The following is a 14,313-nucleotide window of genomic DNA, read 5'->3' as shown; positions in this document are numbered from 1 at the left end:
GAGAAAAAACCAACCTCAGGGCTGGTTTCTTTTACATATTAATCTTCTTTCAACTTTGCTAATTCCTGGGCAAGGAGTTTAAGGGCGACTTGTGGGTTGGCTTGTCCTTTGGTTGCTTTCATAAGGAAGCCTGTGAAGGCTTTGTCTGCGTTGCGTTTGCCTGACTTGAAGTCGGCAACTGCGGCTTCGTTATCCGCAAAGACTTGGTGGATGATCGGAATCAAGATAGCTGGATCTGAGATTTGGACCATACCAGCTTTTTCAACGTAGTCACGCGCGCCACCGCCATTTTTAGCAAGGTGAACAAAGACTTTCTTAGCAATCTTAGAAGAGATAGTACCGTCTTCGATGATGGCAATCATTTCAACCAAGTTTTCTGGTGTCAATTCGATTTGTTCTAGTGTCTTGCCTTCAGCGTTCAAGAACTGAGCGACTTCCCCTTGGAGCCAGTTAGAGACTTGTTTGGCATCACCACCAAGAGCAACAGCTTTTTCAAAGAAGTCAGAAGTGACTTTATTTGCAGTCAACTGGCTAGCATCGTAGTCTGACAAGCCGAGGTCAGAGACGTAGCGAGCACGGCGTTCTTTTGGAAACTCTGGTAATTCAGTTCGCATTTCCTCAATCCACTCATCTGAAATTTCAAAGAGGGGTAGGTCTGGTTCTGGGAAGTAGCGGTAGTCAGCAGCGCCTTCCTTGACACGCATGAGGATAGTTGCTTTGTTAGCTTCATCGTAACGGCGTGTTTCTTGGCGGATTTGACCCCCTGAGCGAAGGATTTCAGCTTGACGTTGGACTTCGTATTCAAGACCTTTACGAACGTTTGAGAAGGAGTTGAGGTTTTTCAACTCTGTCTTGGTACCGAATTTCTCTTGACCATAAGGGCGAAGAGAGATATTGGCATCCACACGCATAGAACCTTCTTCCATCTTAACGTCAGAAATACCAGCGTACTGGATAACTTCCTTGAGGGCTGTTAGATAAGCGTAGGCTTCTTCAGGAGAACGCATGTCAGCTTCAGATACAATCTCAATCAATGGCACCCCTTGGCGGTTGAGGTCAACATAAGAGTAGCCATCTGTACCATGGGTGTTTTTACCAGCGTCTTCCTCTAGGTGGGCACGTTCGATACCGATTTTCTTAGTTGTACCGTCTTCTAGTTCCACTTCAATCCAGCCATTATAGCCGATTGGCTCATCAAACTGAGAAATTTGGTAGGCTTTGGGATTATCAGGGTAGAAGTAGTTCTTGCGGTCAAAGTGCATCTTTTTGTGGATGTCCATGTTGAGGGCAAGAGCTGCCTTGATACCTGCATCAACAACACCTTTGTTGAGAACCGGAAGTACTCCTGGGAAAGACCAGTCAATCACGTTAGTGTTGGCATTTTGGTCATTTCCGAAGTGGGCAGAAGTAGGTGAGAAGATTTTTGAATTGGTGTTGAGCTCTACGTGGACTTCAAGTCCAATGACTGTTTCAAAGTTCATTAGTTATCACCTCCAAAAATCACGGGTTGTTGTTTGTGGTAGTCTGTTGTTGCTTCAAAAGCAGTAGCAACTTGGTAAATGGTTTCCTCAGAATACTTAGGACCAATTAATTGTAGACCAACAGGCAGACCTTGAGCGAATCCAGCTGGAATCGAAATTCCTGGGAGACCTGCCAAATTGACTGGGATGGTCAAAAGGTCAGCCAAGTACATGGCAACTGGGTCGTGGTTGAGTGAGTCCAAATCGTAGGCAACACTTGGAGCGGTTGGACCCAAAATCAGGTCATAATCCGCAAAGACGTTTTCGAAATCTTGAATGATGAGGGTACGGACTTGACCAGCCTTCTTGTAGTAAGCATCGTAGTAACCTGATGAAAGGCTGAAAGTACCTAGCATGATACGTCGTTTCACTTCTTCACCGAAACCTTGGCTACGGCTGTTTACATAGATTTCATCAAGATTGGTTGCATCCTCTGCACGATAGCCGTAACGGATACCGTCAAAGCGTTGCAAGTTTGAGGAAGCTTCTGATGAAGCGATGATGTAGTAAACTGCCACACCGTATTTAGAGTGAGGAAGGCTGACTTCTTCAACGATAGCACCAAGTTTTTCAAAGTGCTTAGCAGCATTCAGAATGGTTTCCTTAACCTCTGGGTCAATCCCTTCGCCTAGGTATTCCTTAGGTAAAGCAATTTTCATACCCTTGATGTCTTGACCGATTTTTGAAGTAAAGTCGGCAATGCGGACAGGGGCAGAAGTAGAGTCTTTGGCATCTTCGCTGGCAATCGCATTGAGCAAGAGGGCATTTTCCCTAACAGTAGGAGCAAAAGGTCCAATCTGGTCTAATGAGCTACCAAAGGCAATGAGACCGAAACGTGAAACTGTTCCGTAGGTTGGTTTGAGACCAACAATCCCGTTAAAGGCAGCAGGTTGGCGGATAGAACCACCAGTATCAGAACCAAGTGATAAGCGGACTTGCCCTGACGCTACAGCTGCGGCCGAACCACTTGATGAACCACCAGGAACCTTGCTGTGGTCCCAAGCGTTTTTAGTTGCTCCGTAGTGAGAAGTTTCACCTGAACCACCCATGGCAAATTCGTCCATGTTGGTCTTTCCGACGACAATCATGCCTTTCGCTTTTGCATTGGAAACGGCTGTCGCATCAAAAATAGGCTCATAGTTGTAGAGCATTTTTGAAGCAGCAGTTGTGAGAATACCATCAGTAGAGATGTTATCCTTAACTGCAAGTGGAATTCCTGAGAGGGCATTATCAGCATCGATTCCTGCTTCATCAATAGCTTTAGCTTGCGCAAGGGCTTGCTCCTCAGCGATGGTAACAAAAGCGTTGATAGCTGTCTCGCGAGATTGGATATCTTCAAGCGTTGCTTGGGTCAATTCAGTTGCTGAAATTTCCTTAGAGACAAGGAGGTTGTGCAAGTCTTCAATAGTTTTGTTATTAAAAGTCATTAGGCATCTCCTCCATCGTCTAGGATAGCTGGTACCTTGATATAGTAGTTGTCTTTTTCAGGTACGTTTTTAAACAAGCGATCGCGGTCGGTTCCTTCTTCAGCCACATCAGGGCGGAGTACGGTCTTACGGTCAGCCATAGTCGTAGTAGGTGCGACACCAGTTGTGTCAACTTCGCCCAGCAATTCAACCATGTCAACAATTTTAGACAAGGTTGTCGCAAAGGCAGCAGTTTCTTCTTCAGAGAATCTTAATTTTGAAAGATTGGCAACGTGTGTTACCTCTTCTTGCGTAATTTTCATCTTGCATCCTTTCGTGAAATGATGATTTTTAGTCTGTTCTATTTTACCATATTTTCCTATAAATAAGGGAAGGAAAGATGAAAAAAGACAGGTATAGGATGGAGAACGGGTTTTGATGATTTATTTGAAAAGCGGATTTCAAAGGGGAAAATATATGGTACAATAGTTTAACAGAGAAGTGAAGACGGTGGTTACGAAATCGAAAGGATGGTGATGCTTATGTGCAGAACCTGTAAAATCTTATACTCAATGAAAATCAAAGAGCAAACTAGGAAGCTAGCCGCAGACTGTACTTGAGTACGGCAAGGAGAAGCTGACGCAGTTTGAATTTGATTTTCGAAGAGTATTTAGTAGAAAGTAGTAACCAGATTTGCCTCCCTTTGAGGCTTTGATACTCATGTTTGTAGCTGGTAACTTTGTTATCACGCTCCTAAAGTTCATCCTTGAATTGGTAAAAGAGACAAAAAAATAGCCGTCCTAACTTTGGCGAGTTAACGAGCTATTTTTAGTTATGTAATTACAGCCACCGTCTTAAATGGCTTTGTGGGGTGTTGTTGACGCAACACCTTTTTCTATATTCATTGTAACATTTATTTTAAAAATTGCAAGTGGAATTGTTATACTTTAGCAGCGTCTGATATAAAATAGAAATTGAAAAATCGTTTTTAATTCGCTATAATGGTTAAACTAGAAAAAAGAAAAAATAAGAGTTAGGATAGGAACATGTTCCATCAATTTATCACCAGATCTCAGACGGTCCCTCCTCCTATTTCGCTTTTTTGGTATGGGGTTATGATGCTTGTCTTAGTGCTTTGTATTTATGGGGCACTTGCTTATCACAAAAATCCCAAATTTGTCCTCTTGTTTAAGGGGGTTCAGGTCCTCCAGTTGCTAGCTCTTTATAGCTGGTATGTTGGTTTTGGTATTCCCTTTTCTAATAGTCTCCCTTTTTATCATTGCCGTTTAGCTATGTTTGCGGTGGTTTTCTTGCCAGATAAATGGCGAAGCAAGCAGTATTTTGCTCTTTTAGGAGCAAGTGGAGCGGTCTTTGCACTGGTTTACCCCGTTTTTGATCCCTATGATTTTCCGCATATTACTAGCTTTTCATTCTTAATTGGGCACTATGCTCTTTTGGTGAACTCCTTGGTCTACTTGATGAATCACTATGACAAGAGCCTACTCAAGAAATATATGATTGTAGCCTATACCTTTATCCTCAATCTCTTTCTAGTTGGGGTTAATCAGGTGACTGGTGGGAATTATGGCCTGTTAAATAAGACACCTTTTATTCCTGATGCTCCTTTGTGGCTAAAGTACCTACTTGTGTCCGTTATTCTTTCACTGGCTCTGGTTCTTTTTGATATCTTATTCAAAAAACGGTGGAAAAAGAGAAACCAGGTGAAATCGGTGCTCTAGCTAACTTTTTTCATCGGATGAGCAATTGAAAAACTACTCAAAATCCGATATAATGGAGTGTTGAAAGGAATGGTAAAATCCAATGTAAAAATCATTCTTAGCTATTGAAACAAGAAAAATAGAGAATCAAAGAAAGAGAACTTATGAATATTCAAGAAGAAATTAAGAAACGTCGTACCTTTGCTATCATCTCCCACCCTGACGCGGGGAAAACAACCATTACTGAGCAGTTGCTCTACTTTGGGGGTGAGATTCGTGAGGCTGGTACCGTAAAAGGAAAGAAAACAGGGACTTTTGCCAAGTCTGACTGGATGGATATCGAGAAGCAACGTGGGATTTCCGTTACTTCATCTGTTATGCAATTTGACTACGATGGCAAGCGCGTGAATATCCTCGACACGCCAGGGCACGAGGACTTCTCAGAAGATACCTATCGTACCTTGATGGCGGTGGATGCTGCAGTTATGGTTGTGGACTCTGCCAAGGGTATCGAGGCCCAAACCAAGAAATTATTTGAGGTTGTGAAACACCGTGGCATTCCAGTCTTCACCTTTATGAACAAGCTGGACCGTGACGGTCGTGAGCCGCTGGATCTCTTGCAAGAATTGGAAGAAGTCTTGGGCATTGCTAGTTACCCAATGAACTGGCCAATCGGGATGGGGAAAGCCTTTGAGGGCTTGTATGATCTCTATAACCAACGCTTGGAGCTCTACAAGGGGGATGAGCGTTTCGCTAGTCTAGAAGATGGGGACAAGCTTTTTGGTAGTAATCCTTTCTACGAGCAAGTCAAGGATGATATTGAGCTTTTAAATGAAGCTGGAAATGAGTTTTCAGAGGAAGCTATTCTAGCTGGAGAATTGACGCCAGTCTTCTTCGGTTCAGCTCTTACTAACTTTGGCGTGCAAACCTTCCTTGAAACCTTCCTTAAGTTTGCTCCAGAACCACATGGTCACAAGAAAACAGACGGTGAAATTGTGGATCCTTACGACAAGGATTTCTCAGGATTTGTCTTTAAAATCCAAGCCAACATGGACCCTCGTCACCGTGACCGTATTGCCTTTGTCCGTATCGTTTCGGGTGAGTTTGAGCGCGGGATGAGTGTCAATCTGCCTCGTACTGGTAAGGGTGCCAAACTATCTAATGTTACTCAGTTTATGGCGGAAAGTCGTGAGAATGTGACCAATGCCGTGGCAGGTGATATTATCGGGGTTTACGATACAGGTACTTATCAGGTTGGGGACACTTTAACAGTTGGAAAAAACAAGTTTGAGTTTGAACCACTCCCAACCTTTACACCTGAAATTTTCATGAAAGTTTCTGCTAAGAATGTCATGAAGCAAAAATCCTTCCACAAGGGGATTGAGCAATTGGTGCAAGAAGGTGCTATTCAGCTTTATAAGAATTACCAAACAGGTGAGTACATGCTGGGAGCGGTAGGTCAACTCCAGTTTGAAGTCTTTAAGCACCGTATGGAAGGCGAGTACAATGCGGAAGTAGTCATGAGCCCAATGGGTAAAAAGACCGTTCGTTGGATTAAGCCTGAGGACCTAGATGAACGCATGTCATCAAGCCGAAATATCTTGGCCAAAGACCGTTTTGACCAACCAGTCTTCCTCTTTGAAAATGACTTTGCCCTCCGCTGGTTTGCAGATAAGTATCCAGACGTAGAGTTGGAGGAAAAGATGTAACTCAGTACCAACAATTGGAACTAAAGTTCCTAATTGTTGGACGCTAGTCGCTATTTGGCGAACTAGTTAACTGCCTCACTAACTTCGTTTTGTAAATGGAATCGATTTGTCAAACTCCGTGTCGTGGTGTAAAAATCGGTAACTGCTGTGGATGTCATGATTCACAGCTTTTTTGTTTTTAAAATATGAAATATAAGAACGCTCAGGGAGGTAAGTTTGTTGATGTCATGGTCTCTGTTATAGTTTTATTTTTATAGTATGAATTTAAAAGAAGGGAATGTTAAAATAGGTTTGATTCTTTTTGGAGGGGTTCCTATTATAGAAATGACTTTTTCATATATAAATAGATTTGGAACCTCGTATTTTTTTTGAAAAAAACAATATAATATCTTGACTATCGTTTGCGCTTAGAGTATACTGTTAAAGTATGATTAGAATTGGGTGGATTGTCCGCTTTTAAGTAAGAACGAAGGAGTGAAACATGTTTTTTAGACGTCAGAAAGGTGAGTATAGAGAAACCGACCGAGTGACGCGGTATAAGTTGATCAAATCAGGGAAACATTGGTTGCGAGCTTCAACCTCTCTTTTTGGTTTGTTCAAGGTCTTGCGCGGTGGTGTAGACACGACTCAAGTCATGACAGAAGTAGTAGAGGATAAAGTGAATCCTTCTATTACAGGTCTGGATATTATCAAGGGGATTGCTGCCACAGGGGCTGTTTTAGGTGGTACTGTTGCTACTCAAACAAAAGTGTTTGCAAATGAAACAGTAGCCGTGGAAAAAACACTGGAAAATCCAGATCTTTTGGTTACAAATGATACAGTAGTTTTGGGTACGACATCTGTAAGTAATTCAGAGAATTCTGCTAGCTTGTCTACTTCTTTGAGCGAAAGCACTTCGATGTCAGAATCTGTATCTAAGAGTTCGTCAGCCAGTGCTTCGACGAGTACTTCTGCCAGTGCCTCAGCAAGTACTTCGAATAGTGCATCTGTCAGCAGCTCTACTAGTATTAGTCAAACAACAAGTGAGCCGGGTAGTTTCTCGTTGGTGGCTAGTTTATCGGGTGAACAGAGCACTTCTGCGCCAGCAACTGACCGAGATGCTTCTGTATCAAAAGAATCAACTGGCCTTAAAATTGATTCTGCTCTACTGAAGGCAACTGAAATTGATGGGAAGGTTAGTGCGAGCGCTGCTCAATCAACTTCTACCACGACTAGTATCGTAGGAGTTACTGCTGGTGCTATCGCAACAGCGGAAGTTTCAGATAAGCAACAAGATGACAATCGTAAGAAGTTGACAAAACTTTCAGCTGAGATGGGTGAGTACCTAGCTAAAGCTGTTGGTTTACCAAATACTGACTCAGCTATCACTAAGGTCAACGCTGCGGTAACTGAAATTGAAAAGGCCTTGGCTGATCCAACTAGTGATTTGACAGCAGTGGTGCAAAAAGCAACCGTAGCTCGTAATTCCATTGCCAATGCTGTTTTGAGAGCCCATTCAGGTGCGCGTGATGCACGAAATGGGAAACCGATGTTGCGCGATGCTTCTCTTCGAGCAAGTTGGGCTCCTCAGCAGGGCGATGGCCGTATGAATGTAAGTAGTCCAACTGCTACTTTTGATAAGGCTACTGGTATCGCTACTTACACTATGAATGTCCATGCTGATAGTGCTTTGAGTCATGTCGGTGTAAAAATCGAAGTCGGTAAAGGTGGACATGTCCAAAGTGCGACCTTTAACGGTAGTTCAATGGAAAAAACATATGCACATGGTTTAGAGGCAGGTTATAGTTATCGTCATGGCCAAAACCGGAATTTAGAGGGACAAGTTGTAGTAAGAGTTAAATACGATAATAATGTTCCGACTGCGACTGCCAATATGCAGGTTCAAGTAAGTTCTGCTCCTATTTATGAAAATACTCCAGGGAATGGTTCGGCAGTTCAATCGGCAAGTGTTCCAACGGGCTATAATGAAACAAAACCGACACCACCACCTTCTGTGAGTAAATCAGGTCCAATTATCAAGAATAATAATGGAACTCATTTTGACGTCTATAATGATGATTATTTCGTCCATGAAATGTCTATCTTAAAAAATGGATCTAGAATTTATTCATATGGAATTCTTGGTGGAGAGGCGATTCCTGGAGTTACTTTTGGTGGGGAAAGGATGGGTGAAATTCTTAATAGACCAAACCCAAACTATAATCCATACAATCCTAGAGGTCAAACTCCATTTATAAATCAGCCCAAAGAATTTGAAAATATTGCAACAGGTATATCAGGTACTGTAGGTAACGGTGAGGCATCCGCTGTAGTAGGAAAAACCTATAGCTATCGTATTGGTGCATCAGATTGGGTTGGTAGATCATCTGAGACTACTCTTACCTACACCATCAAAGGTTTCAATGAGCGTCATAATGTTCAAAGTGGAGATACTGTTCAGGTTTCTGATTTGGACCATTTGACACCAGATGAAGTGAAGGAAGTATATAATAACTTTATCCACAATGAGGCCAATAAAAATGATTTATTGTCTAATCAAGATGTAGTAAAAGCTGGTACACAATCAAATTTATCTTATGCTGAAAATGGGAAGTTGACTTTATCATATCCTGGAACTAAGTCGAAAATTGAAGTTGATACTGATGGCACCATTACAGTTACTTATCGTGATGGTACATCAAGCACAATCAATGCTTCTTTAGAGAAGGAAAAAATACCTCCAGTAATAACCGTTACTGCGACCCGTAATGGTAAACCTCTAGCTGCAGAAACAGGAGCTATAGCAGGAGATAAATATTACTATTACTATGCAGGTGATGATATCGGTTTTGAAATGAAAGCCGTAGATAATAAGGGAAAACTGAGTGAGTTTAAACTTGTAGCACAGGCTGATGGTAATAGACCAGCGTCAGAAATGGCTCAAAACATCTTTGGAGATACCAATTATGGGACTGGGACAGCTACTTCTCTATCAGATCCAAATGGGAATCTCGTTGCGACTGAGTCTAATCCGGCAGTCATAACTGCAACTGGGCATATGAAAGATGATTTGACTTATGCTCCTAAAAATGAATGGCGCCGTAATGCAGTAGCAACAGATAAAGCAGGGAACGTTACGATTCCGGGGGATAACAGTACAGGAAACTTCTTTATCAAGCAACGTCCTTTGAATGAGCGTTACAAGTATGAACCGGAATTTACTGTAAAAAATCCTGAGTTCACGCCTGTTGTAAACAAGAATAGCCTGACGGAGACTGAAAAGAATGCTGTAAAGGCTGCTATCTATGCTAAAAATAATCAGCAGACATATCGTATTAAGGATATTGAAGTTCAGGCCAATGGTACAGCAAAAATAGTCTACAAGGACGGAACGAAGAGTGATGACATTCCACAGTCAGTAACAGTCAACGAACGTCCTAAGTTAGTTATTCCTTATGACAATCCGGCAACGAAAGAAATCTATCTATATCGAAACGAACCGGTTAATATTACCTTAAAAGCGACGGATGACTCTGGAAAACTCAATTCATTGAAGTTTACTAGACCTGATGGGACCAGTGATGGAACTGGTAGTGGAACTGCTAATGATTACGGTGGTTTCACTGGGGTAACACGTTCTAATACCATCACTTCTACGACAAACCAAGATAATGCTACGATTACCTTGACAGGTACCCTAAATAAAAGTCTACAAAAAGGGGCATTTACAGAACGTAAGCTCGTAACTACGGATAACCAGAATACATCAAATAGTACTGATAATAACGAAGGTTACATCAAGTTTGTTGTCAAGGATCAAACGGATAAGTATAATGCGGTTTCTAAAGTAGACACTATTTATACCTATGCGGGTGAAACAGCAGAAGACTTGGGAAATGCAGCTAACTTTGTTCAACTTGAAGGTGGTAAATCTCTGCCTGCAGGAGCGACGGTTAAATGGACAAATACGATTGACAATTCGACTACTGGGACAAAGAGTGCTGTTGCGCGTGTTACTTATTCGGATGGTTCAACCGATGATGTGACGGTCAACTATAAGGTCTTGGCTACGATTGCCCCTAAAGGACCTGTGAATGATATTCAAGGTACAGCTCCTCATAATGGTAACTTATGGCATGATTATGTCAACAAGCAAGGAGACGGTGATTACCCAAGTGGAGCTAGTCAAACTTGGAGAAAAAATGGGCAGCCTGTAGCAAATTCACCGATTAGTACAGCGGAAACAGGTCGACACAATTACCAAGTCACCTTTACTTATCCTGTTGGTCGTACAGGTGCTGGCGATACTACTAAACTAAGTAAGACCGTTGATGTTGTTCATGATGTTTATAAATTTGGAACAAATCGTTCTTATACTTTTACGCAGAATAAAACCAATGAACCAGCTTATAAACAAGCTGTAGCAAATCCTAAAGAAGCGGTTACGAGATTAGAAGGAACTCCAGACTTTAACGCAACAAACACTAATTACAAGTGGGTTGGTGGTGCGCCGTCACTTACGACAGTTGGAACCTTTACCAAACAAGTGGAGGTAGAGTTACCTCTAGACTCAACAGGTGTCAGAGTTAAACAAAATGTCCCTGTTACTGTGAGGGTAAATCCACAAGCACCTGAAATAGCAGATGATTCTGTCAATGAAAAAGGTGGTTTGCCAAACCGTTCGATTGTGGTAACGAATGTAACACCGGGAGCTACCGTAACTTTAACTATCGCCGGTCAGACAATTCCTAAACAGGCCACTGGTACAAGTGTAACCTTTGATTCAACTGATTTGAAACGGGTTACTGATGCCAATAATGGCTTGTTGCCTACAGGCGATGTAACGGTTAAACAAGAGAAGGTTGTAAGTAATCCTGCTGGAGGAACTGAGACTCTAACTTCTGCCACAACTTCTAAGACAATTACTAAGGAAACTGAAAAACCAAATGTAGAAGTTGTTCTTCAAGTCAAAAATGGGGACAAATGGGTTGATCAACCTAAGAAAGCTGTTCGTAATGATGCTAATGACGAAAACGGACGTACTGCTAGTGGATATGAACTTTACGCTGGGGATGAATATCGATTTGTTGTGAAAACTACGGATAACAGTGGTAAGATTCGTAATCTAGAAGTATGGGATGGTAGGACTGTCACAACTAACATGACAGATACTAATCATAATTCTAATGGAAAGATTACCAATATCACTGGAGATTCGAGAGAGGCTACTTCTACGAAGCCAGCTACGTTGACAATTGAAGGTACATACAACGCAAATCAAAGATATGAACCAGGAAATATTTGGTCACGTGAGATTCGTACAAAAGACCTTTCTGAAAATGAAAATAGAGACACTACATTTAAAATTGTACAAGGGAAATTAAGTGAAAAATTCCCAGGTAAAGTGCCAGCGACAGTTCAAGTAAGTAATACGACAACTCCATCAGAAGATGATAAACAAAAGATTCTTGCAGCGGTAAAAGCATCAAATCCACAAGATGCAAACCGTATACAAGACTATGAAATATCAAATGATGGTACTGTGACCATTACTTATAAGGATGGTACAACGAATACAGTAAAACCAGACTTATCTGACTCGGACTATAGATCGAAATCAGCAAGTACAAGCGCGTCAGCTTCAGCGTCAACAAGTGCAGTAGCCTCAGTCTCAGCGTCAACAAGTGCAGTAGCTTCAGCCTCAGCTTCAACAAGCGCAGTAGCTTCAGCCTCAGCCTCAACAAGTGCAGTAGCCTCAGCTTCAGCTTCAACAAGCGCGGTAGCAAGTGCATCAGCGTCAACGAGTGCGGTAGCTTCAGCCTCAGCGTCAACAAGTGCAGTAGCTTCAGCTTCAGCATCAACGAGTGCAGTAGCAAGTGCTTCAGCTTCGACTAGCGCAGTAGCTTCAGCTTCAGCGTCAACAAGCGCGGTAGCTTCAGCCTCAGCGTCAACAAGTGCAGTAGCCTCAGCTTCAGCGTCTACAAGCGCGGTAGCTTCAGCTTCAGCATCGACAAGTGCGGTGGCCTCAGCCTCAGCGTCAACGAGTGCGGTAGCCTCAGCTTCAGCCTCAACAAGTGCAGTAGCCTCAGCTTCAGCGTCAACGAGTGCGGTAGCCTCAGCTTCAGCGTCAACGAGTGCGGTAGCCTCAGCTTCAGCCTCAACAAGCGCGGTGGCTTCAGCATCAGCGTCAACAAGCGCAGTAGCTTCAGCCTCAGCATCAACGAGTGCAGTAGCTTCAGCCTCAGCTTCTACTAGCGCAGTAGCTTCAGCTTCAGCGTCAACAAGTGCAGTAGCCTCAGCTTCAGCGTCAACAAGCGCAGTAGCTTCAGCTTCAGCGTCAACAAGCGCGGTGGCTTCAGCTTCAGCGTCAACAAGCGCAGTAGCTTCAGCCTCAGCGTCAACAAGCGCGGTGGCTTCAGCCTCAGCGTCAACAAGTGCAGTAGCAAGTGCCTCAGCGTCAACGAGTGCGGTAGCTTCAGCTTCAGCATCGACAAGTGCGGTAGCAAGTGCCTCAGCATCAACAAGCGCAGTAGCCTCAGCTTCAGCATCAACAAGTGCAGTAGCAAGTGCCTCAGCATCAACTAGCGCAGTAGCCTCAGCCTCAGCATCGACAAGTGCGGTAGCAAGTGCCTCAGCGTCAACGAGTGCGGTAGCAAGTGCCTCAGCGTCGACAAGTGCAGTAGCCTCAGCTTCAGCGTCAACAAGCGCAGTAGCTTCAGCCTCAGCTTCAACAAGCGCGGTGGCTTCAGCCTCAGCTTCGACTAGCGCAGTAGCTTCAGCTTCAGCGTCAACTAGTGCGGTAGCTTCAGCCTCAGCATCAACAAGTGCAGTAGCCTCAGCTTCAGCGTCAACAAGCGCAGTAGCTTCAGCCTCAGCTTCAACAAGCGCGGTGGCTTCAGCCTCAGCATCAACAAGCGCAGTAGCTTCAGCTTCAGCGTCAACTAGTGCGGTAGCTTCAGCCTCAGCGTCAACAAGCGCAGTAGCCTCAGCCTCAGCATCAACAAGTGCAGTAGCTTCAGCTTCAGCGTCAACAAGTGCGGTGGCTTCAGCTTCAGCATCGACTAGTGCAGTGGCTTCAGCTTCAGCGTCAACAAGTGCGGTGGCTTCAGCTTCAGCATCGACTAGTGCAGTGGCTTCAGCTTCAGCGTCAACAAGTGCGGTAGCAAGTGCTTCAGCGTCAACAAGTGCAGTAGCTTCAGCTTCAGCATCGACTAGTGCAGTGGCTTCAGCTTCAGCGTCAACAAGTGCGGTAGCAAGTGCTTCAGCATCGACTAGCGCAGTGGCTTCAGCTTCAGCGTCAACAAGTGCAGTAGCTTCAGCTTCAGCGTCAACAAGTGCAGTAGCTTCAGCTTCAGCGTCAACAAGTGCAGTAGCTTCAGCTTCAGCGTCAACAAGTGCGGTGGCTTCAGCTTCAGCATCTACTAGTGCAGTNGCTTCAGCTTCAGCGTCAACNAGTGCAGTGGCTTCAGCTTCAGCGTCAACAAGTGCGGTGGCTTCAGCTTCAGCATCTACTAGTGCAGTGGCTTCAGCTTCAGCGTCAACAAGTGCGGTGGCTTCAGCTTCAGCATCAACAAGTGCGGTAGCAAGTGCTTCAGCGTCAACAAGTGCAGTAGCTTCAGCTTCAGCATCGACTAGCGCAGTGGCTTCAGCTTCAGCGTCAACAAGTGCGGTAGCAAGTGCTTCAGCATCGACTAGCGCAGTGGCTTCAGCTTCAGCGTCAACAAGTGCGGTGGCTTCAGCTTCAGCATCNACTAGTGCAGTGGCTTCAGCTTCAGCGTCAACAAGTGCGGTGGCTTCAGCTTCAGCATCNACTAGTGCAGTGGCTTCAGCTTCAGCATCNACTAGTGCAGTGGCTTCAGCTTCAGCGTCAACAAGTGCNGTGGCTTCAGCTTCAGCATCGACTAGTGCAGTGGCTTCAGCTTCAGCATCTACTAGTGCAGTAGCTTCAGCTTCAGCGTCAACAAGTGCAGTAGCTTCAGCT

At 43.9% G+C, this 14,313-nt stretch carries 7 protein-coding genes; 4 read left to right on the top strand and 3 right to left on the bottom strand.

Annotated elements, in window-relative coordinates:
• Window positions 1-38: 38 nt before the first annotated feature.
• From gatB to gatC, 3 genes are read right to left on the bottom strand one after another with little or no spacing between them, the layout of a single operon-like run.
• Complete coding sequence (gatB, locus tag D8836_RS08555; protein ID WP_125393730.1) at window positions 39-1,481, bottom strand: Asp-tRNA(Asn)/Glu-tRNA(Gln) amidotransferase subunit GatB; 1,443 nt, start codon at window positions 1,479-1,481, stop codon at window positions 39-41.
• The gene (gatA, locus tag D8836_RS08550) at window positions 1,481-2,947 is read right to left on the bottom strand and encodes an Asp-tRNA(Asn)/Glu-tRNA(Gln) amidotransferase subunit GatA (protein ID WP_125393729.1); all 1,467 of its coding nucleotides are present in this window, start codon (window positions 2,945-2,947) and stop codon (window positions 1,481-1,483) included. Before gatA ends, gatB begins: the two co-directional genes overlap by 1 nt.
• Window positions 2,947-3,249 (bottom strand): Asp-tRNA(Asn)/Glu-tRNA(Gln) amidotransferase subunit GatC, encoded by a 303-nt coding sequence (gene gatC / locus D8836_RS08545; protein WP_000705419.1) that lies wholly within the window; start codon window positions 3,247-3,249, stop codon window positions 2,947-2,949. The genes gatA and gatC overlap by 1 nt, the downstream gene beginning before the upstream one ends.
• A gap of 397 nt (window positions 3,250-3,646) precedes the next feature.
• Here gatC and D8836_RS11445 point away from each other — a divergent pair, with 397 nt between their 5' ends.
• The 4 genes from D8836_RS11445 to D8836_RS11440 form a co-directional block, all read left to right on the top strand.
• Window positions 3,647-3,721, top strand: coding sequence for a hypothetical protein (locus D8836_RS11445; protein ID WP_232610068.1), 75 nt, complete (start codon window positions 3,647-3,649; stop codon window positions 3,719-3,721).
• Between the two features lie 251 nt (window positions 3,722-3,972).
• Window positions 3,973-4,665 carry a YwaF family protein gene (locus D8836_RS08540; protein ID WP_045612194.1) on the top strand — a complete coding sequence of 231 codons (693 nt, stop codon included), beginning with the start codon at window positions 3,973-3,975 and terminating at the stop codon, window positions 4,663-4,665.
• A 143-nt stretch (window positions 4,666-4,808) separates the two neighbouring features.
• Window positions 4,809-6,353 carry a peptide chain release factor 3 gene (locus D8836_RS08535; protein WP_001025437.1) on the top strand — a complete coding sequence of 515 codons (1,545 nt, stop codon included), beginning with the start codon at window positions 4,809-4,811 and terminating at the stop codon, window positions 6,351-6,353.
• Between the two features lie 481 nt (window positions 6,354-6,834).
• Window positions 6,835-14,313: accessory Sec-dependent serine-rich glycoprotein adhesin (locus tag D8836_RS11440; protein ID WP_125393728.1), on the top strand; the 7,479-nt coding region annotated here is incomplete at its 3' end.

It is taken from the genome of Streptococcus mitis (assembly GCF_003942995.1).
Lineage (GTDB): Bacteria > Bacillota > Bacilli > Lactobacillales > Streptococcaceae > Streptococcus > Streptococcus mitis_CV.
The sequence above is the reverse complement of the archived record's forward strand: the minus strand, read 5'-3'. Positions and strand labels throughout refer to the sequence as shown.